The organism is Puia sp. (assembly GCF_035546395.1).
Classification (GTDB): domain Bacteria; phylum Bacteroidota; class Bacteroidia; order Chitinophagales; family Chitinophagaceae; genus Puia.
Genome location: NZ_DASZXR010000016.1, coordinates 234624 through 256215, shown reverse-complemented (window position 1 = coordinate 256215; position 21592 = coordinate 234624). Strand labels below are relative to the sequence as shown.

The 21592-nt window shown below is 53.0% G+C and carries 25 protein-coding genes and 1 tRNA gene; 9 read left to right on the top strand and 17 right to left on the bottom strand.

Going from position 1 to position 21592, the window contains the following annotated elements; translation table 11 throughout:
- Window positions 1-4: 4 nt before the first annotated feature.
- The 5 genes from VHE34_RS22170 to VHE34_RS22150 all read right to left on the bottom strand — a co-directional run bounded on the left by VHE34_RS22170 (window position 5) and on the right by VHE34_RS22150 (window position 4540).
- Complete coding sequence (locus tag VHE34_RS22170) at window positions 5-580, bottom strand: IS1096 element passenger TnpR family protein (RefSeq protein WP_325591970.1); 576 nt, start codon at window positions 578-580, stop codon at window positions 5-7.
- 37 nt (window positions 581-617) lie between these two features.
- Window positions 618-2036: a CCA tRNA nucleotidyltransferase gene (locus tag VHE34_RS22165; protein ID WP_325591968.1), complete on the bottom strand. Its 1419-nt coding sequence runs from the start codon at window positions 2034-2036 to the stop codon at window positions 618-620.
- Between the two features lie 73 nt (window positions 2037-2109).
- Window positions 2110-3114 (bottom strand): glycosyltransferase family 9 protein, encoded by a 1005-nt coding sequence (locus tag VHE34_RS22160; RefSeq protein ID WP_325591966.1) that lies wholly within the window; start codon window positions 3112-3114, stop codon window positions 2110-2112.
- A 63-nt stretch (window positions 3115-3177) separates the two neighbouring features.
- A complete protein-coding gene (locus VHE34_RS22155; protein WP_325591964.1) occupies window positions 3178-3885 on the bottom strand; it encodes a hypothetical protein in 708 nt (235 codons plus the stop codon).
- A gap of 85 nt (window positions 3886-3970) precedes the next feature.
- On the bottom strand, window positions 3971-4540 hold the full coding sequence (locus VHE34_RS22150; protein ID WP_325591961.1) for an L-threonylcarbamoyladenylate synthase: 570 nt from the start codon (window positions 4538-4540) through the stop codon (window positions 3971-3973).
- A gap of 68 nt (window positions 4541-4608) precedes the next feature.
- On the opposite strand from VHE34_RS22150, the gene VHE34_RS22145 reads away from it, so the two are divergent.
- Both VHE34_RS22145 and VHE34_RS22140 read left to right on the top strand, forming a co-directional pair.
- A complete protein-coding gene (locus tag VHE34_RS22145; protein WP_325591959.1) occupies window positions 4609-5451 on the top strand; it encodes a 2,3,4,5-tetrahydropyridine-2,6-dicarboxylate N-succinyltransferase in 843 nt (280 codons plus the stop codon).
- A gap of 8 nt (window positions 5452-5459) precedes the next feature.
- On the top strand, window positions 5460-6500 hold the full coding sequence (locus VHE34_RS22140; RefSeq protein ID WP_325591957.1) for a DMT family transporter: 1041 nt from the start codon (window positions 5460-5462) through the stop codon (window positions 6498-6500).
- Between the two features lie 28 nt (window positions 6501-6528).
- Here the strand turns inward: VHE34_RS22140 and VHE34_RS22135 are convergent, their stop codons facing one another.
- From VHE34_RS22135 to VHE34_RS22125, 3 genes are all read right to left on the bottom strand, one after another.
- Window positions 6529-7368 carry a hypothetical protein gene (locus VHE34_RS22135; RefSeq protein ID WP_325591954.1) on the bottom strand — a complete coding sequence of 280 codons (840 nt, stop codon included), beginning with the start codon at window positions 7366-7368 and terminating at the stop codon, window positions 6529-6531.
- Window positions 7369-7464: 96 nt separating this feature from the next.
- Window positions 7465-7893 carry an EthD family reductase gene (locus VHE34_RS22130; protein WP_325591952.1) on the bottom strand — a complete coding sequence of 143 codons (429 nt, stop codon included), beginning with the start codon at window positions 7891-7893 and terminating at the stop codon, window positions 7465-7467.
- Window positions 7894-7947: 54 nt separating this feature from the next.
- Window positions 7948-9270, bottom strand: coding sequence for a DEAD/DEAH box helicase (locus VHE34_RS22125; protein ID WP_325591950.1), 1323 nt, complete (start codon window positions 9268-9270; stop codon window positions 7948-7950).
- A 122-nt stretch (window positions 9271-9392) separates the two neighbouring features.
- Here VHE34_RS22125 and VHE34_RS22120 point away from each other — a divergent pair.
- Window positions 9393-9474 (top strand) — tRNA-Leu (locus tag VHE34_RS22120).
- Between the two features lie 202 nt (window positions 9475-9676).
- Here the strand turns inward: VHE34_RS22120 and VHE34_RS22115 are convergent.
- The 4 genes from VHE34_RS22115 to VHE34_RS22100 form a co-directional block, all read right to left on the bottom strand.
- Entirely contained in the window at window positions 9677-10192 is a 516-nt protein-coding gene (locus tag VHE34_RS22115; RefSeq protein WP_325591948.1) for an alpha-ketoglutarate-dependent dioxygenase AlkB, read from the bottom strand.
- A gap of 6 nt (window positions 10193-10198) precedes the next feature.
- The gene (locus tag VHE34_RS22110; RefSeq protein ID WP_325591945.1) at window positions 10199-10615 is read right to left on the bottom strand and encodes a putative toxin-antitoxin system toxin component, PIN family; all 417 of its coding nucleotides are present in this window, start codon (window positions 10613-10615) and stop codon (window positions 10199-10201) included.
- Window positions 10615-10827 (bottom strand): hypothetical protein, encoded by a 213-nt coding sequence (locus VHE34_RS22105; protein ID WP_325591943.1) that lies wholly within the window; start codon window positions 10825-10827, stop codon window positions 10615-10617. Before VHE34_RS22105 ends, VHE34_RS22110 begins: the two co-directional genes overlap by 1 nt.
- Before the next feature lie 757 nt (window positions 10828-11584).
- Window positions 11585-12745 carry an ATP-binding protein gene (locus VHE34_RS22100; RefSeq protein WP_325591940.1) on the bottom strand — a complete coding sequence of 387 codons (1161 nt, stop codon included), beginning with the start codon at window positions 12743-12745 and terminating at the stop codon, window positions 11585-11587.
- 393 nt (window positions 12746-13138) lie between these two features.
- Between VHE34_RS22100 and VHE34_RS31200 the strand changes: the two genes are divergently transcribed.
- Entirely contained in the window at window positions 13139-13540 is a 402-nt protein-coding gene (locus tag VHE34_RS31200; RefSeq protein WP_414709918.1) for a helix-turn-helix transcriptional regulator, read from the top strand.
- Here VHE34_RS31200 and VHE34_RS22095 read toward each other — a convergent pair.
- Window positions 13494-14270, bottom strand: a complete 777-nt coding sequence (locus VHE34_RS22095) for an HAD-IIA family hydrolase (protein WP_325591938.1) — start codon at window positions 14268-14270, stop codon at window positions 13494-13496. The genes VHE34_RS31200 and VHE34_RS22095 overlap by 47 nt on opposite strands.
- 289 nt (window positions 14271-14559) lie before the next feature.
- On the opposite strand from VHE34_RS22095, the gene dinB reads away from it, so the two are divergent.
- From dinB to VHE34_RS22070, 5 genes are all read left to right on the top strand, one after another.
- Window positions 14560-15669, top strand: coding sequence for a DNA polymerase IV (gene dinB, locus VHE34_RS22090; RefSeq protein WP_325591936.1), 1110 nt, complete (start codon window positions 14560-14562; stop codon window positions 15667-15669).
- 198 nt (window positions 15670-15867) lie between these two features.
- Complete coding sequence (locus VHE34_RS22085) at window positions 15868-16095, top strand: hypothetical protein (RefSeq protein ID WP_325591934.1); 228 nt, start codon at window positions 15868-15870, stop codon at window positions 16093-16095.
- A 3-nt stretch (window positions 16096-16098) separates the two neighbouring features.
- Window positions 16099-17094, top strand: coding sequence for an AraC family transcriptional regulator (locus tag VHE34_RS22080; RefSeq protein WP_325591931.1), 996 nt, complete (start codon window positions 16099-16101; stop codon window positions 17092-17094).
- Window positions 17095-17180: 86 nt separating this feature from the next.
- Window positions 17181-18179, top strand: a complete 999-nt coding sequence (locus tag VHE34_RS22075; protein WP_325591929.1) for an L-histidine N(alpha)-methyltransferase — start codon at window positions 17181-17183, stop codon at window positions 18177-18179.
- 58 nt (window positions 18180-18237) lie between these two features.
- Window positions 18238-19152, top strand: coding sequence for an NADP-dependent oxidoreductase (locus tag VHE34_RS22070; RefSeq protein WP_325591927.1), 915 nt, complete (start codon window positions 18238-18240; stop codon window positions 19150-19152).
- A gap of 70 nt (window positions 19153-19222) precedes the next feature.
- Here the strand turns inward: VHE34_RS22070 and VHE34_RS22065 are convergent, their stop codons facing one another.
- The 4 genes from VHE34_RS22065 to VHE34_RS22050 are packed head-to-tail and all read right to left on the bottom strand — an operon-like array spanning window position 19223 to window position 21516.
- Window positions 19223-19498, bottom strand: a complete 276-nt coding sequence (locus VHE34_RS22065) for a hypothetical protein (RefSeq protein ID WP_325591925.1) — start codon at window positions 19496-19498, stop codon at window positions 19223-19225.
- 11 nt (window positions 19499-19509) lie between these two features.
- Window positions 19510-20667 (bottom strand): RNA polymerase sigma factor, encoded by a 1158-nt coding sequence (locus VHE34_RS22060; protein ID WP_325591923.1) that lies wholly within the window; start codon window positions 20665-20667, stop codon window positions 19510-19512.
- Between the two features lie 40 nt (window positions 20668-20707).
- Window positions 20708-21091: a YciI family protein gene (locus VHE34_RS22055; RefSeq protein WP_325591921.1), complete on the bottom strand. Its 384-nt coding sequence runs from the start codon at window positions 21089-21091 to the stop codon at window positions 20708-20710.
- Window positions 21092-21102: 11 nt separating this feature from the next.
- Window positions 21103-21516, bottom strand: a complete 414-nt coding sequence (locus tag VHE34_RS22050; RefSeq protein WP_325591919.1) for a hypothetical protein — start codon at window positions 21514-21516, stop codon at window positions 21103-21105.
- Between the last annotated feature and the right edge of the window lie 76 nt (window positions 21517-21592).

The window sequence follows — 21592 nt, the reverse complement described above, 5'->3', positions numbered from 1 at the left end:
GGATTTATAGTTCTTCTTCACCGGCGGCGCCTTCTTCTTCACCCTCGCCTTCGCCTTCTTCCGACTCGGATTCCGCTTCGCCCTCTTCCCCAAAACCTTCCGTCCCCTTGGTCAGATCGTATTTTTCTTCGATCTCGGTCAGCTTGTCGCCGACAAGCCCCTTCGTGCCATATTGCGAGGGGGCGATGCCTTCGGCCTTGATGACGACCGGATAGTCGCCTTTGCCGCCTTCTTCCTTCGAGACATTGATCAGCTCGACAAGGAAGCTCCAGTTCTTCACAAAATCGTAGACATAGATGAATTTCTGATTCGGATCGCGGATCTCCGAACCGATCGGCGTAGCCTCCATCAGGAGGGGATCCACTTTGTAAGGCCGGTCATATTTTTCGAGCGAGATCTCACGACCCCGCTGCCAATGGTCATTGCTTCGGAAGAACGTCGCCTGGTGTTTATTGTCAAATTCATATGCCTTCAGGATCACCTGGTGCAGCTGCAAAAAGGATTGCGTGTGCCGAACCGCCACGTCCCGGTAAATGCTATCGTCTTCTTCGAAATACACCCTGAATTTCAATACTGCCATGGCTACAATGCTATTTTGGATTCACAAGATACACAAATTATTTGACCGCGGTTAACTGCAGCTCGGCCGCCTTTTGCATCATAAAAGCGTAGGCCGATTCGTAGTTATTATCGATGATCCCTTCGAGAATGGCTTCCCGGATGGCATTCTTCAGATCACCCACGGTGCGGCCGGGCGGAAGGCCAAACTTCTCCATGATCATCTCGCCCGTTATCGGCGGCTGCCAGTTGCGGATATGGTCCTTCTCTTCGACGTCTTTGAGCCGCTTGCGGACGAGTTCGAAGTTGTCCAGGAAGCGTTTGACCTTTTGTTTGTTCTTGCTCGTGATATCCGCTTCGCAAAGCGTCATCAGGTCGTCGATATCGTCGCCCGCGTCGAACAGCAGGCGGCGGATGGCCGAGTCCGTAATATTCTCCTTTGTCAGGCTGATGGGGCGGAGATGCAGTTCCACCAGCTTGCGGACATAGCGCATCTTCTCGTTCTGGGGAAGTTTCAGTTTTGTAAATATCTTCGGGACCATCCGGCCCCCCACCACCTCGTGGCCATGAAAGGTCCAGCCCTGGTCCTTCTCGAATTTCCTGGTGGCGGGCTTGCCGATATCGTGGAGGATGGCGGCCCAGCGCAGCCAGAGGTCGTTGGTATTCCTGCTGATATTGTCCAGCACCTGCAAGGTATGATAGAAGTTATCCTTGTGGCCGAGCCCGTCGATGTATTCCGCGCCGGCGAGGTCCACCATGGCGGGGAAGATGATCTTGAGCAGGCCCGTCTTATACAGGAGGTCGAAGCCGATCGAGGGTTTTGGGCTGAGGATGATCTTGTTGATCTCGTCGGTGATCCGTTCCTGCGAGACGATCGTGATCCGCGGCGCGTCTTCGGTGATGGCATTTACCGTCGCTTCCGCGATGGTAAAATTCAGCTGCGTCGCGAACCGGATGGCCCGGAGCATCCGCAGCGGATCGTCACTAAAGGTCCGCAGCGGGTCCAGCGGCGTGCGGATACACTTCGCGTCGAGATCCTTGAGCCCTTCGAACGGATCTATCAGCTTGCCATAGTCCCCGGCATTGAGACTTATCGCCATGGCATTGATCGTGAAATCTCTCCTTAACTGATCGTCTTCCAAAGTGCCTGGTTCGACCTCCGGATTCCGGGATTCGGCCCGATAGCTTTCCTTCCGGGCGCCTACGAACTCTATTTCCCAGTCCTCGTATTTTATCTGCGCCGTTCCGAAATTCTTGAAATACGACACCGAGGGCTTTGGTTTGAGGGATTCTGCGACTTTATGCGCCAGGGCGATGCCATCGCCTACGCAGACGATATCGGCGTCTTTTGTTTGGCGTTGGATCAGCTTGTCCCGGACGAAGCCGCCAATGAGGTAAGCCGGGGTTCCGAGGGTAGCGGCTGCCCGGGCGATCTTTTCGAAGACGAATAATTCCTTTTCTGTGCAGTTGATATCCATGACTAATCCTTCGAAGGTATCAAAATGTGCGCAAGATGCGCTGTTCGAAATGTAGCGCATCTTCCGCAAAGCGTTACTGTCCTGACGGGACCCTACCCGTCAGGGGTTCCAGAAGTTGCTGGTCCTGAATTTTGTAAGCGCAATTAAAGTGCCCACGGGGACAGGCCTTATACCCATGGAGCCCGCAGGGGCGGCAATCCAGGGGCTCCTGGATCTCAACGATATGCCGGTTGTCGCTCAACGGCCCGAACCCAAAGGCCGGGATCGTGCTGCAATATACCGCCGTCACCGGCGCATTCACGGCCGACGCGAAATGCATCGGAGCGCTATCGTTGACATAGTTCATCACGGCGTCCTTTTGCAGCGCGGCGGATTGAAGGAAGCTGAGCTGTCCCGAGAGATCGATCACCAGGGGGGATGGGTTACCGGCGAAGATGTCCTGGCACAGTTCCCGGTCCGAGGGGGCGCCGAGCAGGTAGACGGTGATCTCCGTCGGGAGATGTCTGATGAAACTCGCCCATTTCTCCTTCGGGTATTGCTTGGTGAACCAGACAGAGGCGGGTGAGATGGTGATATAGGGTTTGCCCTTGTATTTTGCGACCTTTTCCTCGTCGGCCTTCGTGGGATAGAGGCGGGGTTTTGCGGGTCTTTCGCCGGTGAAAGCGGCGATCAGCGCCTGGTTCCGGTCGATCTCATGCTTATCGCCAATGATATGTGGGATCCGGCGCGTAAAAAACCGGCTGAGCGGGTTCTTGTCAAAGCCGATCGTTTCCTTTGCGCCGGAGAAGGCGGTGAGCAGGCCGGTCGCGGCAAATCTTTGCACATTGATCACCTTGTCGTATCGTTCGCGGCGGATGCGCCGCGTCATCCGGAATAGATTGGTCAGTTTATTCTGTTTCTTGTCCCAGATCAGCACCTCGTGCAGGTAAGGATGACCGGTAAGGAGCGCCTCATTGCCCTTACGCACCAGGAAATCGATCTGCGCCCCGGGACAATCGGCGTGAAGCCGTTCGATCAGCGCCGTCGCCAGCACGACATCGCCGATAAAGGCCGTTTGTATGACCAGGAATTTTTGCACGGGGGCAAAGGTAGGGGCTTTTTGAAGACGATGGCGCCCGGGATCCTGCCTTGTTTTCGTGCATCAGCCGGCTTTCGGAAGCCGGTTAAGCCGTTGATTTTCCCTCGTGAGAATGAATTCCAATGGGGATCTATCGCGAAACTCCCTTACCTTGAAATTTGTCCCGTATCGCCTGTTGATGAATTTCACCAGGAAATAGGGCTCGGGATTGGGAGAAAGGTAACCCGGCACGGGAATTTCCACCGTATCCCCCGGCACAAGAAGCAGCATGTGGACGATTGCGTTGTAAGATACCTGGATACTATCGGTGACCACGTGATATTTTGCACAAACGGCAACCGGGCCTTCCTTCGCGAGTACGCCCCACATCGCACCCCTTAGCGGCATAAAATCATATCTCGCGGTGTCGCGCCGGTTGTTGGAATGAGAGGAGATGTACGCGATGGAATCCATCCCGACAATAACGACGTCACTGCGCATATTCTTGCCGAATGGCAGGATGGCGACCCGCTGTGTTTTCCTGGATACATCGAAACCCTTCTCATCGATGTAGCCGCGAAGGGTATCGCCATTGGTTTTGACAAGGTATCCGCTTCTGACCGGAATTTGTCTTTCGATGCCGAATGCGGCGTACACTTCATTCAATCCGGTGTGGGCGGGGGCGTCCCGGGCTTCCTGTTTTTGTTGGGCGGTGGCGGTAATAGCGCCGGCAGTACCGGCGAGGAAGAACAGCAGTGCGGCCCGGAGAATCGGGGAAAGGAAATTTTTCATACTCCAAATTACGGGAAGGGTACGCCGATGTCAAGGCCATAGGGCAATTGCCGCGGGAGTTAACGCATAATTAATATGGTCGCCCTCAGGGCCGGATAATGGTGGGGCTACCGCCGGGCTCCCAGCGGACTATCGCCGAGGGCTCCCGGGGCGTCTCGTCATCCCGCCGGTATTCGACGACATAGTCGACGCCTGACTTGATCCGCGCGTCGATGTCCCTGAAGAAGGCCGGCGGCGCATCGCCGGAAATATTTGCGGACGTGGATACGATGGGTTTGCGGAATCGCTTGATCAAATGCCTGCAAAAATCGTCATTAACGATGCGGATGGCGATCGTTCCGTCCTGGTTGACGAGGTTGGGTGCAAAGCCCAGGGCGCCCTCATAAATCACTGTGGTGGGCTTTTTTACGGTGGCTAGAAAGTCGAAGATGCGCAGGTCGGGTTGACTCGTATATTTTACGATATCCCGTTTGTCGGCCATCAGCACGATCAAACTTTTGGCTGCTTCGCGCTGTTTGAGTTGGTATACCCTGGCGACCGCATCGGGGTTGGTGGCGTCGCAGCCGATGCCCCAGATGGTGTCGGTGGGGTAGAGGATGAGACCACCTGCCTGGAGGATGGGCAGTGACCGGTCGATATCTTGTTCGAAGTTCATGGCAGAAGGTGCGAAAATAGGTGTAAATTTGCATCCTCAAAAATGTCAAAACCGTCAATAACGCCAAAATGGAATTGAAACAATCGATCGCGGAAGCCTGGGGCAACCGGGAATTATTAAAAGACAGCAAGTATTCCGATGCGGTCCGCGCCGTGATCGAGGAGGTGGATAAGGGGCGGCTTCGCGTGGCGAATCCCGCGGGAGCGGCCAATGGCGCGCCGGCAAAAGACGGCGGCGGCTGGACGGTCAACGAATGGGTAAAGCAGGCGATATTGATGTATTTCGGTATACAACAAATGCAGACCTGGGATCTCGCCCCTTTCGAGTTCTACGATAAGATGTTGTTGAAGAAGGATTATAAATCCCTGGGTGTCCGCGCCGTTCCTCATGCGGTGGCCCGCTACGGAGCCTTCCTGGCGCGTAATGTAGTATTGATGCCCAGCTACGTCAACATCGGCGCTTACGTCGATGAAGGCACGATGGTGGACACCTGGGCCACCGTCGGCAGCTGTGCGCAGATCGGTAAAGGCGTGCACCTCAGCGGGGGTGTCGGCATCGGTGGCGTGCTCGAGCCGTTGCAGGCCGCGCCCGTGATCATCGAAGACGGCGCCTTCCTCGGCAGCCGCAGCATCGTCGTCGAAGGTGTGATCGTAGAGAAGGAAGCCGTTCTCGGCGCCAATGTCGTACTGACCCAGTCGACGAAGATCATCGACGTCAGCGGTTCTTCGCCGGTGGAGTACAAGGGCCGGGTCCCCGCGCGGAGCGTGGTCATCCCGGGTAGTTATATGAAGAAATTCCCCGCCGGCGAGTATGGCGTCAGCTGTGCCCTGATCATCGGTCAGCGGAAGCCCAGTACCGATCTCAAGACCAGTCTCAACGACGCCTTGCGGGATTTTAATGTTGCGGTATAGTCTGGCGCATGGGACCTTTTGGAAAATATAAGGCCCCGCGCCAGACGGCTAACGATGGGCCTTCGGCCAACGGGCCTGTGGCCCGTTTGGGTATGAGTAACCGGCGGCTTACCGGGTTCCTGATATCTTTCTCGGGAGCCATCATCTTCAGTACAAAAGCGATCCTCGTCAAGCTGGCGCTCCGCCACGAGCACACCGACGGGCTGACATTGCTGATGCTCCGGATGCTGCTCTCCTTACCTTTTTATCTCCTGGCTGCCTTTTGGGGCAGCCGGAAGGCGGGCAACGTGGCGATGACCCGGCGGCAGTGGTGTTATGTGATCCTGTTGGGATTGCTGGGCTATTACGTCAGCAGTTTCTTCGATTTCATCGGGCTGCAGTACATATCCGCCGGCCTCGAGCGGCTGATCCTCTTTTTATATCCGAGCTTCTCGGTGGTGATCAATGCTCTCGTCTTCCGCCAGAAGATGAGCAAGGCGCAGACCGGGGCGCTGGCCCTTACCTACGTGGGCATTGGCATCGCCTATTTCGGCGAGTTGAAGATCGATACCGGGAATCCTAATTTCTATTGGGGCAGCTTCCTGATCTTTCTTTGCGCCATCACCTATGGCTGTTATCTCTCCGGCACCGGGCGCATGGTCGGCGTCGTCGGCGCTTCGAAGTTCACGACGTATAGCATGTTATCCGCCACCGGTGCGATCCTCTTTCATTATTTTCTCCGCCAGGCCCTCCGCGGCGAGCCGCTGCTGCCCCTGGCCGCGGGCCCCGGTCTGTGGACGTATGGAATATTGCTGGCGCTGGTGGCGACGGTGATCCCCTCCTTTATGTTGTCGGCCGGGATGAAGATCATCGGCGCCAACAATGCGGCGATTGTGACGAGCGTCGGGCCGGTGTCGACGATCCTCCAGGCGCATTTTCTGTTGGGCGACCCCATTTTTGCCGAGCAGGTCGTCGGCACGGTGCTGGTGATCATCGGCGTGTTGATCATCGGGTGGAGGGGACGCGCCGTCGAAGCGGAAGCCGAAGTCGAAGCCGAGGCGAAGCATTAGGGCCGTATATTTGGGTTCGTCCCAAAATCTATTTCCAGCGAACCGGTATCATCTCGATCCCATCCGCCGTTCCGCCATTGTAGTACAGCGTTTTCCCATCCCGTGAGATCGATGGTCCCCAGAGCATGCCTGCTTTAGCAGCGTCATTTACGGCCGGCCCCAGCTTTTCTCCCGGCGACCAACCCTGACCGTTGCGGTAACTGATATAGAGTGCGCTGTCGCTGGAAAATAATATATACCGCTCATCGGGGGCAATATAAGGATCATAGGTAGGTTCGTTTCCGTTCAATAGCAGCTTTTGCGGCTTTTCGTAGTGGTCGCCCGCCCATCGGCAGAGATAGGCGTGCATGCCCTTATCGCCATTCCTGTCCCGTGAGCAAAAGCAGATCGTTCCGGAAGCGCTGATCGATGGTCCGTAGTTGACAAATCCAAATTCATTGACAGGTGAATCCAGGTGCCTGGGCTCCGACCAGTTTCCTCCGGCCGTCTGTTGCGACATCCAAAGATGGTTACCTTTTTTCGTGCTTCCGTCCGCAGCAATGTAGGTGCGGTTAGATACAAATAAGAGTCCCTTTCCGTCGGGTGTAAGGGTGGGGTCCCAGTCCTTGTCTTTCCCGGTAAAAGAAATGGGTATTGGTTTGGTCCAATGGGCTCCGACCCTTTTAGCGATGCAAATAGTCCCATTGTTGGCGATGTACACCGTCTTTCCGTCCGGCGCAAAGGTCGGCGTGGACTCCGCATTGGGGGTGCCTGCGCTGTCTTGCATAAACACGGTGGATTTGGCGCCTTCAACGATGACAAGCCTGGCCTGGCCGATACTCCGGCCAACGACAAGGATACAGAATACGACGAGTAGAATGTTTCTCATAGGCTGAAACTAACCTAATTCGTTGTTTTCCATATGCGCTTTTCAACGAGTCCGGCAAAATTTTTAACGGATGACCGCCGGGGGCCCCGTCATCCGTCATTTCACTACTTCGCTAACGAATATCACGGGTGCAACATTGGTATAATTCGCGAAGTCCGCCCTTATCTTCTCTAAATTCGGAGCGATTGCGGCCTGGTACTCACTAAGACTTTTCACATAGAATGTCCCGATCGCCATATATGGTAACGGTTGATTGGGAATACCGCTCGCGATCCCTTTTTCGATGGTGTACTTCACCAGATTTGACCCGAGAAAACCCGCGACCATCGGCATGTGCCTGGACTCATAATATTCTATATTGAAGGTCTTGCCTTCTGCAAAGGGATACATGATGGATATCTTGATCAACCCCTTTTCATCGGCAGTCGAATGGTTGGTTTCGGCTTTGCCGGGTGTGGGTCCCTGGCCAAACGCGACAAAGCATCCGGTTAGAAGAATTAGCGATAGGAGTAGCCTGAATTTCATGGTGTTTTTTATTAAATGTATCAGAATTCAGGCATATTGATAACACGATTCGGCCTACTTAGCGATGTCGATCTTCAATTTCTTATTCTTCAGTTTCTGATCTTTGATCAGCTGCAGGGTGTGCGACACCTTCGACTTGCGGATCGCCACAAAGGAGTGAAAGTCTTTTACTTCGATCAGGCCGATATCGTCCTTCTTCAACTGCCCTTTCTGCGTAAAGAAACCCACGATATCGACTTTGTTGACCTTGTCTTTTTTGCCGGCGGCGATGAACAGGGTCGACCATTTTGGTTTTTCCGGCAGCGTGGCCGTGGGCGGCAGTTCGATGGTGGGAGGCGTGCCGGGGATGAAAGCGGGCAGCGTCTCGTCGGGGCCGAGGATGATCACGGCCGTGCCGCTGGCTTCCATACGGGCCGTACGGCCGTTTCGATGGGTAAAGGCCTCGATGGTGTGTGGCAGATGGTAGTGAATGATGTAGCGGATGTTGGGGACGTCCAGTCCGCGGGCGGCCAGGTCGGTAGTGACGAGGACGTCGGAAGTGCCGTTGCGGAATTTGGCCAGGGCGCTGTCCCGTTCGTTTTGTTCCAATGCGCCGTGGTAGAAGACATTGACGATGCCTTTTTCTTTTAACAGGGCGCTGGTGCGTTCCACCGATTCGCGGTGGTTGCAGAAGATGACGGCGCTGCGGCTGCCGATCCAGCAGAGGAGGCGGAACAGGGTGTCTATTTTGTCCTGGTCGGGGCTGTGGACCAGTTCGAGGCTAAGGCGCTGGGCCGGCTCGCCGGTAAGGAAATTCAGTGTCTCAGCGTTTCGAAGGCCTACGAAATCGGGGATGGCTTCGGCGGGTGTCGCCGAGGTGAGGATCCGTTTCTGGAGTCCGCGCAGCGTGCCGATGATATAGGACATCTCTTCATCGAAGCCCAATTCGAGGGATTTATCGAATTCATCCAGCACGAGTGTTTTGATGCCGGCCGTGTGGATATTCCCCCGCCGCAGATGGTCGGCCAGCCGGCCCGGGGTGCCGATGATCAGTGCCGGCGCTTCGATGAGATTGTTCTCTTCCGTTTCGCGGAGATGACCGCCATAGCAGCAGGTGACCTTGAGCCCTGTGCCCATCGTTTTGACAACCTGCTCGATCTGGATCGCCAGTTCGCGCGAGGGGACGACGATGAGGGCCTGGGTGGCGGCCACCCCATCTTCCATACGCGCCAGTACCGGCAGCAGGAAGCCCAGCGTCTTGCCCGAGCCGGTGGCCGCCAGCAGGATCAGGTCTCCGTCTTGCTGCCCGGCGTCCAGCGCAGCCCGTTGCAATTCGTTCAATTCATCGATCCGCAGGCGGCCGAGCATTTCCTTTATCGTCTCCAGTGTCAGTATCATGGCGCAAAAGTACAGGATGCTCAGCGCCCGGCCGCAAGAAAAAAAACCCCATTTTTTTGTGGTCCTTTCATCTTTCCGTATATTTGCACCCCCGAACAGGGAACCGGGTTTTCCCGGTTGATGCCCAGGTGGCGAAATTGGTAGACGCACTGTTTTCAGGTAGCAGCGCCGTAAGGTGTGCTGGTTCGAATCCAGTCCTGGGCACAAGCGCCCCGACGTTAGTCGGGGTTTTTTGTGTTTGGTAGCGATGCGAGCTACGCTCGCGTGAGCGGACAAACACAAAAAACCGGCGCCGCCAGGCGCCGAGGGGCGCTTGGGTACGCCCCTCGCGGGAGTATCTGGATCAGCGGAGCTAATCCAGTCCTGGGCACTTCGACCACTCAACCCGCGCGTTAGCGCGGGTTGTTTATTTAATTCGTCGAAATGTCAAACTCATCCTGCCGTTCTCGGTATCGGCCTTGGGAATGGAATGTTGCCAAAGCTTCTGCACCTCTTGTGACATGTAGATAAGACTTCCAGAGGGCAAGTCATAATTCTTTATTTTCGAGGTATCAGCTATATTGCGAAATCTCAATGAACGCATCTCTCCAAGTGAAATAATGGCAACCCCAGTCCCCGCTTCGAGGATGTCCGTCTGATCAGAGTGAAAACCCATGCTGGATTTTCCATTCGGATAAAAATTAATCAAGCAATTGTTGGGAGTAAAACCGAGTATGCCTTCTATTCTTTTATTCATATACTCGAGTTCGGGCAAGAAAGCTTGAAATGGGTATTCCATTTGAGAATAATTATACGCTTTCCCAAAACTCGCCGTCTTACGGGCGATCATACTTTCGTTCCAGTTCACGGAAGACTGTAAAAAATCATAAAGAATCTCAGGTTCAACTACGAACGCTTCTATAAAGGTTATTCCTGTGATCATATGGGGTTAAGATGCCATCAGCTCCATAAATTTCTCCAGCGTAATTACATTTATCTTTGGAAATGGGATGCTGCCGAGGATGTTGAAATGTTTATCATTTGTGACCAGGTAGTGTACGTTACCTGCAAAAGCACAGTCCGAGAATTTGTTGTCGTCGTTATCACTGCTAATGAGAAATAATTGATAATGGATATCGGTTTTTTTGACATTGGGTAATAAAGCCAGTGCTCCAAGGACCAGTTCAGCGGTCTCCTTTGAAAAAATGTCGGTAATCTTCTCCTCGTATTCCAACAATATATCATTAGACACCCATAACTCAAAGTCACCGTCGTGTAACTTATCAAGGACGATGGCAAAAGAAGATCGTCGGGATATTGAGCGCAACAGCGCATTGGTATCCAGCACGACTTTTAGCACGGGCATTATTTGCTTTGGAGGATTTTCTCTAATTGATCGTCCGTGTAGCCCTTTTCCTGCCAGATAGCGTCAGCCTTATCCCTGGCTTTATCAAGTAGGAATTTGGCCATGACCTTCTTCAATTCCAGCAAATGGCTTTCCGGAATTTCCGCTGAAAACAATTTGAGCAACTCAGCCTGAACGTTGCTCAATGGAGGGTGTACCGATGGATTAGTCATATCGTATAAAGTTACGAATAATAGCGAGGGTTGGCAATTGTTATACATTAACAGAAAATGAGCTTCCAAAAAGTGATTAAAAATCAATTAGATAGAGAACTAATAAGGGCTTTCGACAGACGGGTGGCCACTAACACGGAAATTGTTCGACCCGGCAGGCAACAGGCACGGAAACCGGATGAGCAGTGCGCCTTCATTTTTGGCCCATATCCGTCTTTTTGGGTTATTATCAATCTGATTATCAACAGCTTGGGAATCTAGTCCTGTGCACCCAAAAAGGCCTTGATAATCAAATGGTTATGGAGATCTTTTTTATTTGCCCCTTCTAATATACTGCCAATCAGGTCGCTACAACCCCTTTAAGTCGGCACACAAACGGCACACACCTCAAAAGCAGCATAAAAAAAGCATGTTCTTAGCGGCTCCGCGTGAGTTGGAACCTACCCTCTTATATATCCTATAAATGCATTCATTCACCATGTCGCCGTCTATCAAGAACATCTGCCAATCTTTTGAAAACCGGGCGTGCGCTATCAATATTTGTGACCAGTCTTAAATAAGCCAATTGACTCTTTTAATAAGATATCGTGATTTACTTGCTGGGTTCTTTTTGGCTGGATCATGGACCTATAATGGGTATCTACTTCTTTGAAATTATGCTGAATTGGCCTTCATTGCAGGCTACACTAGCGGCGGTGCCGCCTACGGAATTGGTCGGAAGGAGTTGGATGATGTGGATTTTCTTTACTAATTCCATCTAAGCAATCTTATTCAATTCCTTCCAATTAATTATTTCTGTTTCTTGTTGCGGAAAAGACGTTTCTCCCGTATAAATAAGGAATGACTGCGTGGTTCCCGGCTGTATTTTTCTCCAATATTCGATTCCCTTTAAAAAACTTTGGTTATAAGTGGCACTAGCCTTAATTTCTATCGGGACAGCCCCGGTTGCCCTGTCAAGCAATATATCGATCTCATTCCCCGTTCTATCCCGCCAAAAATAAAAATTGCTGCGCAGCCCTCTGTTAAGACGTTGTTTCAACAATTCCAATAGAACAAAGTTCTCAAATAGTGCACCTCGCAAGGGATGATTCGCCAGCTGCACTTGGTTTTCAATTTCTAAAAGAGAACAGCACAGCCCTGTGTCATAAAAGTACAGTTTAGGCATCTGCAATAAACGCTTACCTAAATTATTGTAGAATGGTTTTAACGTAGTAGCAATGAAACTGGTTTCCAATATGCCCAACCAGGAGACCACTGTTTTTTGATCTATGCCACAATCATTGCCTATCGATGCATAATTTATGATTTGCCCAACGCGTGTAGCGCATACTTTTAGGAAACGCTGGAATATGCCAAGGTCATTAATATTTTTTATTTGCCTGACATCCCTTTCGACATAGGTCAAAATATAGTTGGGATAATAATCCACAGGCTCAATAACCTTGTCATATAAGCGTGGGTATCCACCATGAAATATTAAAAAATCAAGCGAACTATCCTTCCATTCTGTCGTTCGTAACTCATGGTAGCTGAATGGCAATAAATGAATAAAAGCTATCCGGCCAGCAAGGCTTTGAGTAATATTTTCGAGAAGGAGAAAATTTTGCGAACCTGTAAGTATAAATAGTCCGGTTTTTGAGGTACGTTCATCAATGATGCCTTGCAGATAGGAAAACAAATGCGGCACCCGCTGAATTTCATCAAACACGGCGCCTTCGGAATATTTAGAAAGAAATGCGCGGGGATCTGTAGAGGCGGCTAGCAAGGTATCCTGGTTCTCAAAGCTTACATAAGGTTTGTCACTAAACAAGGTTTTGGCTAAAGTTGTCTTACCGCTTTGCCTTGGACCTAACAAGCCAATAGCAGGAAATTTTTCCGCCAGTTCCAAAATTTTGCTTGCCGCATCCCTTTGAATCATTTCGCAAAGATAATCGCCGTATTTGACAAATATGGAATTTGATTACGGATTTGACAAAATATTTGCAAGAGATTGTTTATAAATAAATTACAACTCAAAGTTGGCAAATTAATGGCAAGTTGTAATAGGTTGACTTGGAGGCGTTGCCAATTTCAAACTAATCCAGAAGGAAGTTTCGTGACGGGCCGATTAAGATAGATTGTAAACCTTCGCGGAGCATCGCACGTGCCTGCGACAAATAGCGATCTACAATGCTAAGCCTCAGCCCGCATATTCTGACGACTTCCAGGGGTGGGTATCCGTCGATTACATTCAGGTTGAAAACCAGGCGGTGCTTGCACGGAAAGGTTTCAAATACTTCGTGACACCCGGATCGCCCGGGCGTTTGCAGCGATGGCAGCGGATCCAGGTGGGAATCATACGGTAAAGAGTCTTGCCAGGATAGCCCTGATGAGCCGATCGGCTTTCATGAGCACCTTCGCCAAAACCCTTGGAAAGACGCCGATGGCCGCGCTTCGGGATCTTCGCATGCGCCATGCCGCTCAGCTACTGAAATACTCTTGTCTTGATGTTGAACAGGTATCCCGGCAATCGGGCTACGTAAGCAGAGCCGGTTTCACCAGGGCATTTAAGGAGGCCTTTGATAAATTTCCAACCGAATATCGCGCCGCAACAGAGGAATCGACAAATGCGACAGACTTGCAGCCTGATCCGATGACCCGCCGTTACATTACCGGAAAAAATGGGATTACTTCCACCATTTCAACGGGAAGACGATCTCATCTACGGAACTGACCACCAAATCCGGCTTGAACGCATATCGGCCCAGGTGCTCTTTCTTGGAAATGCCCGACAAGACGAGGATCGTCCGATACCCCAGTTGTATCCCGCCCTGGATATCCGTATCCATGGTATCCCCGATTACGGTCGTGCCTTCCGTCTGCAGACCGAGGACTTTTCTGGCGGCCCGGAACATCACCGGGCTCGGCTTGCCGATACTGAACGCCCGCCTCCCGGTTGCCTCCTCGATCATGGCAGCCACTGCAGTGATGCCCAGGTTGTTCCAGCCCGGCTTGCGGGGGGACGGGTCTCTGTTTGTGATAATGAATTTGGCGCCTCCGAGGATCATGTTCACTGCCCGGTGTACCATTTCGAGGGTGAAGTTCCGCCCTTCGCCAAGGACCACGAACTCCGGATCGGTCTCTACCAGGGTGAGGCCGCTTTCGTGCAGGCTCGTCAGCAGTCCTCCCTCGCCCAATACATAGACGGTTCCATTCGGCGCGTGCGTGGCGAGGAAGGTCCCCGTTGCAGTCGCGCTTGTATACACATGCTTTTCAGTAACCTCGATCCCGAGCCGCTTCAGCTTGCGCACCACCTCCAGTGGCGTCCGCTGACTATTGTTGGTCATAAAAGTGAACGGAATGTCTTCCGCCAACAATCGTCCAATGAATTTATCCGCGCCTGAGATCAATTCGTCACCGGCATACACTACGCCGTCCATGTCGATCAGCAACCCGTGTTTCATATCGTATTATTTTTTTGCCGGGAGAAATCTTCCCACATATAAAGATACCGAATAATTAAGTTGTCACCCCCAGCCGGTTGTCATCCGGGCCAAGCGTCCCAAATTCGTAGAATCCGTCGCCTGGGGAGCGGACAGGGAAAGGCATTTTTCACCTATACGAGACCGAAGGATCCGCAGGATACCCATACATATGTCCGAGGCGAACTGGTATGCGGTTTTTTTAAGGCGGTATGTGGTCGGTCCCGATCCCTTGCCGGGCCGGTCGAAATGAGTAATTTTGGCCGTTGATATGCAGCGAAAGATCATTCACATCGATATGGATGCATTCTATGCGTCGGTTGAGCAACGGGATCACCCGGAGTATCGGGGAAAGCCGATCGCGGTGGGTGGGTTGCCGGAGGGCCGGGGTGGGGTGGTGGCGACGGCCAGCTATGAGGCGCGCAAATTTGGAGTGCGCAGCGCCATGCCGTCGAAGAAGGCGCTGGAATTGTGCCCACAGATCATTTTTGTAGTGCCGCGATTCGATATATACCAGCAGGTTTCGGGGCAGATCCGGGAAATATTCGCGCGATATACCGACCTGATCGAGCCCCTTTCGCTGGACGAAGCGTTCCTGGACGTTACCGAAGACAAGCAGAAGATCGCTTCGGCGATCGATATTGCCACCGCGATTCGCAACACGATCCGGACGGAACTGAACCTGACGGCATCGGCGGGGATATCCATCAATAAATTCCTGGCAAAGATCGCCAGCGATATGAAGAAGCCGGATGGCCAGACCTTCATCGGACCCTCCCGGGTCGAGCGGTTTATGGAAGAATTGCCCGTAGAGAAGTTCTTTGGTGTAGGAAAGGTGACGGCGGCCAAAATGCATGCACTGGGACTCTTTACCGGCGCGGACATAAAGAAAAAAGAGAAAGCCGAGCTGGTGCGGCATTTTGGGAAGGCCGGGCATTTCTATTATCACATCGCCAGGGGAATCGACGACCGGCCGGTACAACCGGACCGGGAATTGAAATCGCTGGCGGCGGAGGATACCTTTCCCGCGGACCTTACCCGCCTCGAAGAAATGATCCCCGAACTTCAAAGTCTTGCGGAAACGGTTACGCATCGTCTCGCGCAGAATGAAGTCAAAGGCCGAACCGTCACCGTCAAGATCAAATACGCGGATTTCCGGCAGATCACGCGAAGCCGTACGCTCGCGCGGGCGACGGATGATGGGGCAGCGATCCTGCAGACCGCTACGGAGCTGCTGGCGGCATCGGGGTTGGAAGACGTGCGGATCCGGTTGCTGGGGATCGCGATCAGTAATTTCGAAGGAGGAGATGGCCCCGAAGACACCCCGGGACCCGATGATACAGGCAGCAGCCAGCTGAAACTATTCTACGACCAGCTTTGATTCCGTTAGGGTCCGGGCTTCGAAGATCGCGAGAAGCCGTTCCTGCGGATCGGTGGCCTCATCAATACGTGCCGTCAGCCTATTATACCATCGTCCAGAACGCAAATCTATCAAATCTAGACAATGTTGTCTAGATTGTTTTGGACAATATTTTCAACTGCACTGAATATCGTACCTTTTGTATCCAAATCCTGCAATATGTGGATCCTTCAAAAACAAGTATCGCTTGGTGGATTGTCCGTCTACGCTTATTTTTCGGAAACCTCGGAAGCAGAGGTAAACCGCGATCTTTCGGCTGCAAAGGCATTTGAGACGGAAGCGGCCGCTCTTCAGTTCCGGGATGACAACGCGCTGAAAGGATGGTCCCCGGTGAAGTATAGCGACCCCAGTGCACGGGCTTTACAGCCCTGGGAACTGGAGAAATAGAAAATGAAGACGACAAACGATCCTACAAACAATTTGTCGGTCCGCGACCTGGAGATACTCATCGGCAACCTCGACGTGGAATTTGTGTGGCTGTCGCATTGCCTGGTCAGCACCGGTTACCGACTCGATTTGGGCGGAATCAATTTTCCCGGCATTCACTATAATATTCATGGGAATGGCCGGCTGGTCATCCGGGGCCGGCATTCGGTCGATCTTGAACCGCACACCCTTGTCATTGTGCCGCCGAACAGCCCATTTACCATTGAAGCGCCGGGCGACCGGCAGAGGCCGGAAGACCTCCAAACGGTAAGCGCGATGGGTGTCGTGGAAAAGAAGAACGAGGTCTACCAGTTCATCGCCGGCGATGCGCTCGACGCCCGAATAAACCTCGTTTGTGGCTTTTTCCGGGCGTCGTATGGCCAAACCACCGATCTGTTTGCAGAATTGGATGCGCCGATTATCGAAAAGTTCGGACCGGAGGCACAGATCGGTTCAAGACTTCGTTCGGCTGTAGCGGAATTCCTCAGCCACGAAGTGGGGTCGGACGCGATGAGTGCCGCCTTGCTCAAGCAGGTGATCATCTTATTGCTTCGCCGCTCGCTGGTCTGCAGCGGCGTCTGGATGGAACGCTTCCAACTCCTTCGTGATCCGAGGATCGCGCGGGTATTTGCGGCCATGGTTGCCGATCCCGGAGCCGATCACTCCCTGAAAAGTCTCGCCGCAATAGCGCTTATGAGCCGCTCCGCCTTTGTGAGCACCTTCGGAGAGATCGTGGGAAAGACGCCGATGGCCACCTTGCGCGACCTCCGGATGCGGCATGCGGCGCAGCTGCTGAAATACTCCCACCTTGATATCGACCAGGTCTCGCAGCAGTCGGGTTACGAAAGCAAAACAAGCTTTACCCGGGCATTCCGGGAGGCATACGGCAAGCTTCCCAACGAGTATCGGGCGGAATTCGCAGATGCCAATCCATGGAATGGCGATTGCCCCGGCAAATGACCGAAAGTCCGCAATTCGATGCACAGAGTCCAAACCTGCGCAGGCCCTTGTTTGCCGTGCCAAAGAGGGGCTAACTTGCAGCCTCAATGTGTGAAGAACAACCTATACTCCATACACCGGATTGGAATCGTTTGACGGTCGATACGGAGCGTTTCCGGCGGGAGGTCCTGGCGGGGCTTTCATTGCCTCAAAAGTCGCTGCCTTCCAAATATTTCTACGATGAGCGGGGAGATATTTTGTACAATGACATCATGGATACCGGTGAGTATTACCTCGGCCGAAGCGAGATAGAGATCTTCGCTGACCGGACGGGGGAGCTCACAAGGGCTATCCTGGAGCGACATGATCGGTTTTCGCTGGTCGAGCTGGGGCCGGGGGACGTGCGAAAATCGATCTACCTGATATCCGCACTTTATTTGGATCGGGTGAAGTTCACTTACGTACCCATTGATATTTCGCCCAACGTCATTTCCTTTCTGTCTTCCTCGCTGCCGGAAAGTCTGCCCGGACTTCCGGTACAACCGATGAACGGGGAGTATCTCGAAATGCTATGGGCATTCAGTGAAAGGGATCCCGCGATGCCGAAGGTGCTGCTTTGCCTGGGAGGCAATGTCGCCAATATGCCGCCCGCGGAGACCCGGAAATTCTGCAGCCAGCTGCGCGGATGCCTTAATCCCGGCGATATGGCGATCATGGGCTTCGATCTGAAAAAGAATCCGCACCTGATCCGTGCGGCGTATAATGACAGGGCGGGGATCACCGCCGCGTTTAATCTAAATTTGCTGACGAGGATCAACCGCGAGCTGGGCGCCGACTTCGAGACGCGAAAATTTTCGCACTATTGCCACTATGACCCGGAACGCGGATGCTGCAAAAGCTACCTCGTCTGCCTGGAGGCGATGGACGTGCGCATTGGTGATAGGGTCATCCATTTTGACAAGGACGAATGCATCCGGATGGAGACATCGCAGAAGTATTCAGTACCGGAGATAAACCGGCTGGCCGAATCCGCCGGGTTTTCCGTTGTTGGCAATATATACGATGGGAAAAAATGGTTCGCCGATTCGATCTGGGTAGCGGAATAAAGTGCCGTACCGGTCGAGAAGTAAATAAGAAATGAATTTTAACATCAAAAGGACTATTATGAAAGCGATCATTGTGAAAGATCAGGCCGCGGGGAAAGCCGGGCTGAAACTGGTGGACCGGCCCACGCCGCAGGCGGCGATAAATGACGTCGTCGTTCAAATTTATGCGTCTGCTTTTATCGGAACGGAATTGGAGTGGCCGTCGACCTGGACTGATCGGCTCAACCGCGATCGGACGCCATCCATCCCCGGGCACGACGTGGCGGGGGTGGTTACCGCCGTCGGCTATGGCACGACGGGCCTGTCGGTAGGCCAACGGGTCTTCGGCCTCGCGGATTGGTATCGCGACGGCACCCTCGCCGAGTTCGTGGCCATCGAGGCTCGCAACCTGGCCCCGCTGCCGGGTGATGTCGACTTCACGGTAGGGGCAAGCCTGCCGATCTCGGGACTGACCGCATGGCAAGGGCTGTTCCAGCACGGCCGTCTCCAGGCCGGTCAGACCGTGCTGGCGCATGGAGCGGCGGGCGCAGTCGGGTCGGTCGTCGTTCAGCTCGCACGGGAAGCCGGCGCCTACGTCATCGGCACCGGGCGCGCCGCCGACCGTCAGAAAGCCCTCGAATTCGGCGCGAATGCCTTCGTCGACCTGGACAACGATGCGTTGGAAGATGTCGGCCGGGTCGACCTCGTGTTCGACGTCATCGGTGGAGCTATCGGGAAGCGGTCCGCGGCCCTGATCCGACCCGGGGGAGTCCTGGTATCCGTCGTCGGGCCTGTCGAAGCGAAGCCTGCCAACGGCCTGGCAGTCGACTTCGTTGTCGAGGCCGATCGGGGCCAGCTGAATGAGATAGTCCAACGGGTGCGCGATGGAAGGCTGAAGACCAATATCAGCAATATCATCACACTCGATGACGCCGTCGCCGCCTTCCAATCGAACAAGCGGGTCACGGGAAAAACCATAGTCCGCATATTATGATTCGGAAAAAGCAGGTAACACGGCTGTTTGCAAAGGATATAACGGGCAGCTATCCGCCAGCGGATCGGGGTTAATGATGCGTCGTATTCCTAACCCGGAAATCCCGCCAGTTAAAGTACCCGAGGAATTGAACCATCGTATTGAGCGTATTGGTACGGGGAATGTTCGAATAGCGAACTTTCCCCCAAATTCTCTTCAGCGTCACATGGCTCAGCGCGATCCCCGTCTGATCGAATATCATCTCGCTCAACTCCAGGAAATCCTGGTTGTTCCAAAGATCGCTGTCGCCCCAGCCCGTCTTTTCCTCGTACAGCCGCTTAAGCTGCAGGATCAAACTTTGGTCCATAACTCTGGTTTTCAATTTTTCAACAACATCTTTCTCACAACGTCTTTTTCCGCCTGAAAGGAAGTAAGGGAAAGGGCGGTATTCAAATAAAGATCACTCTTATCCAGGTCCCCTTCCAATAGATACAATTTTCCCAACGCGGCATGCAATAAAAAATACTGTTCGAGGAATGTCTTGCGTAATCCCTCCAACACCTCAAAGGCCAACGTCTTTTGGCCGCCATAGTAAAGGGCAATGGCGTAGTTGAGCGAGATAAAGGGATTGGGCTTGCCTTCCAACAATTTGTTGTACAACTGGATGATCGCCCCCCAATCGGTATCCGCAAAACTTTTTGCATGGCTATGGATATAGGCGATCGCCGCCTCGTAATGATAGGAAGAAATTTCTCCGGGGACCTGCGACCGGGTGAAGTAATAATGGCCAAGTGCGATCAGGTCGCTGTCCCATAAGGCTCTGTCCTGCTCTTCGAGATCCAGCAATTCGCCTGCCGTTGTAAGCCGCGCACCCAGCCTTGCCGCATTGAACAACAGCAACGAATACAATGCGGCCGTCTCTGCATTGCAAATGTGATTGTCCAGCAAAGACTTTGTCATTATCAGGCTCTCTTCGCACAGGTCCTCCCGGATCATCTCCTGACCGCTTCCCGCCCGGTAGCCTTCATTGAATACCAAATAAATGATCTTGTGTACGGCCGGCAATCGCGCTTTCAATTGCTGGGCCGTTAGTTCTTTCCGAAAAAGGTTCTCCATCCGGATCAGGCTTTTCGCCCGCAACAGGACCTTATCGATCCCGTCGGTGGTCATACCCAACGCCCTGGCCAGTGATTCCCCCCGGATGTTGGCTACATATTTTAAAGTGATCACCACCTGCATCTTCGAAGATAGCCGGGGATGTGCGCAGGCGAAGAGCAGGAACATCTTCCGATCGTCGAAAGGATCCTCATTGGGCTCCGCCATTTCATCGATCGCCTGTTCTTCGCCGAAGGGGTTTTGAAAGGATTTATTCCTTTTAAGGAAATTGAGGGCATTGTTCCGGCTTACTTTGTAGATCCATCCGGCGGGATTATCCGGTATCCCGGAATGCTTCCAGGTGGAAAGCGCCGAATAAAAAGCGTCCTGCACCAGGTCTTCTGCGGTCTCTAGGTCCAGTTCCCTTGAAAACTGAAGCATGGCGGTGACCATTTTTCCAAAATGGGATTTGTATAATTTGTCAATGGCCTGTTCTTCCTTCATCGCCAAATTCTCTTATATCTTTCACGCCCATCAGGGGACGGACCTCGATGGCCATCTCGCCGGTGTGCACAAAGCGGCAGGTTTGCGCCAGGGATACGGCATTGGGCAGATCGGTGGCCTCCATGAACATAATGCCGCTGATCCCTTCCTTCGCCTCGATAAAGGGGCCGTCGGAAAGCACCTGGCCTTTGTTCACATAGCTCCCGGAGATGCGAAGCGCGTCGCCGGATACGTAATTGCCCGTTTCGATGAGGGTCTTCACCCATTTATCCATTTCGCGAATGGCATGGTACCGCTCTTCTTCGTTCCACTGCTTGAGCTTGCTTAGGTCCTCGCGGATGATGAATAGGAATTTTTCCATACGGTTTTGTTTTATTTGGCATTCGTGGGATAACCCGCCCCCGAGCCGCCGAAGAAGCATTCGATGGATTTTATTTTACCACTACTAAAGGTATAATATTCTGCGTTCCGGATGATCTTATTGTCGGTGGTAGTGATGTTATAGAGCGCGAAGGCGTGGTCACCCTGCTGGACGATGGAAACGAAATCGACCTTTTTAATGAATTTTGACTGCGGCCAGCATTTTTGCTTGTAAACGGCGAGGGGGATGTGATCGTCGGGGGCGGGGCTGGTAAAGGTAAACCCGTCGGCAAGCAGGCCGGAAGTGATGGTCCAATCCTTCTTTTCGTACCCCGAAAAATAGGTTCGGATGACGTTGGACGCATTTTGGGCTTCTGCGGCTGCCGAAAGGCCGGACAACAGCAGGGCAAGGAAAACCGGTTTCATATGCAGTTTTATTTGAAGACAACCGGAAACCGATTTTCCGTACAGAATGGACAATTATTTTCTGGAAAGATTTAGC

Excerpts from the sequence above, each read along its gene's own strand:
- VHE34_RS22135 (WP_325591954.1), bottom strand. The coding sequence starts at position 7,368 with ATGAGAAACATTCTACTCGTCGTATTCTGTATCCTTGTCGTTGGCCGG.
- VHE34_RS22075 (WP_325591929.1), top strand. The coding sequence starts at position 17,181 with ATGTGTGAAGAACAACCTATACTCCATACACCGGATTGGAATCGTTTG.
- VHE34_RS22115 (WP_325591948.1), bottom strand. The coding sequence starts at position 10,192 with ATGATCACAGGAATAACCTTTATAGAAGCGTTCGTAGTTGAACCTGAG.
- VHE34_RS22100 (WP_325591940.1), bottom strand. The coding sequence starts at position 12,745 with ATGATTCAAAGGGATGCGGCAAGCAAAATTTTGGAACTGGCGGAAAAA.
- VHE34_RS22080 (WP_325591931.1), top strand. The coding sequence starts at position 16,099 with ATGAAGACGACAAACGATCCTACAAACAATTTGTCGGTCCGCGACCTG.
- dinB (WP_325591936.1), top strand. The coding sequence starts at position 14,560 with ATGCAGCGAAAGATCATTCACATCGATATGGATGCATTCTATGCGTCG.
- VHE34_RS22065 (WP_325591925.1), bottom strand. The coding sequence starts at position 19,498 with ATGGACCAAAGTTTGATCCTGCAGCTTAAGCGGCTGTACGAGGAAAAG.
- VHE34_RS22105 (WP_325591943.1), bottom strand. The coding sequence starts at position 10,827 with ATGACTAATCCATCGGTACACCCTCCATTGAGCAACGTTCAGGCTGAG.
- VHE34_RS22155 (WP_325591964.1), bottom strand. The coding sequence starts at position 3,885 with ATGAAAAATTTCCTTTCCCCGATTCTCCGGGCCGCACTGCTGTTCTTC.
- VHE34_RS22125 (WP_325591950.1), bottom strand. The coding sequence starts at position 9,270 with ATGATACTGACACTGGAGACGATAAAGGAAATGCTCGGCCGCCTGCGG.
- VHE34_RS22170 (WP_325591970.1), bottom strand. The coding sequence starts at position 580 with ATGGCAGTATTGAAATTCAGGGTGTATTTCGAAGAAGACGATAGCATT.
- VHE34_RS22055 (WP_325591921.1), bottom strand. The coding sequence starts at position 21,091 with ATGGAAAAATTCCTATTCATCATCCGCGAGGACCTAAGCAAGCTCAAG.
- VHE34_RS22150 (WP_325591961.1), bottom strand. The coding sequence starts at position 4,540 with ATGAACTTCGAACAAGATATCGACCGGTCACTGCCCATCCTCCAGGCA.
- VHE34_RS22165 (WP_325591968.1), bottom strand. The coding sequence starts at position 2,036 with ATGGATATCAACTGCACAGAAAAGGAATTATTCGTCTTCGAAAAGATC.
- VHE34_RS22060 (WP_325591923.1), bottom strand. The coding sequence starts at position 20,667 with ATGCTTCAGTTTTCAAGGGAACTGGACCTAGAGACCGCAGAAGACCTG.
- VHE34_RS22130 (WP_325591952.1), bottom strand. The coding sequence starts at position 7,893 with ATGAAATTCAGGCTACTCCTATCGCTAATTCTTCTAACCGGATGCTTT.
- VHE34_RS22095 (WP_325591938.1), bottom strand. The coding sequence starts at position 14,270 with ATGAAACACGGGTTGCTGATCGACATGGACGGCGTAGTGTATGCCGGT.
- VHE34_RS22050 (WP_325591919.1), bottom strand. The coding sequence starts at position 21,516 with ATGAAACCGGTTTTCCTTGCCCTGCTGTTGTCCGGCCTTTCGGCAGCC.
- VHE34_RS22110 (WP_325591945.1), bottom strand. The coding sequence starts at position 10,615 with ATGCCCGTGCTAAAAGTCGTGCTGGATACCAATGCGCTGTTGCGCTCA.
- VHE34_RS31200 (WP_414709918.1), top strand. The coding sequence starts at position 13,139 with ATGGCAGCGGATCCAGGTGGGAATCATACGGTAAAGAGTCTTGCCAGG.
- VHE34_RS22070 (WP_325591927.1), top strand. The coding sequence starts at position 18,238 with ATGAAAGCGATCATTGTGAAAGATCAGGCCGCGGGGAAAGCCGGGCTG.
- VHE34_RS22140 (WP_325591957.1), top strand. The coding sequence starts at position 5,460 with ATGGGACCTTTTGGAAAATATAAGGCCCCGCGCCAGACGGCTAACGAT.
- VHE34_RS22085 (WP_325591934.1), top strand. The coding sequence starts at position 15,868 with ATGTGGATCCTTCAAAAACAAGTATCGCTTGGTGGATTGTCCGTCTAC.
- VHE34_RS22145 (WP_325591959.1), top strand. The coding sequence starts at position 4,609 with ATGGAATTGAAACAATCGATCGCGGAAGCCTGGGGCAACCGGGAATTA.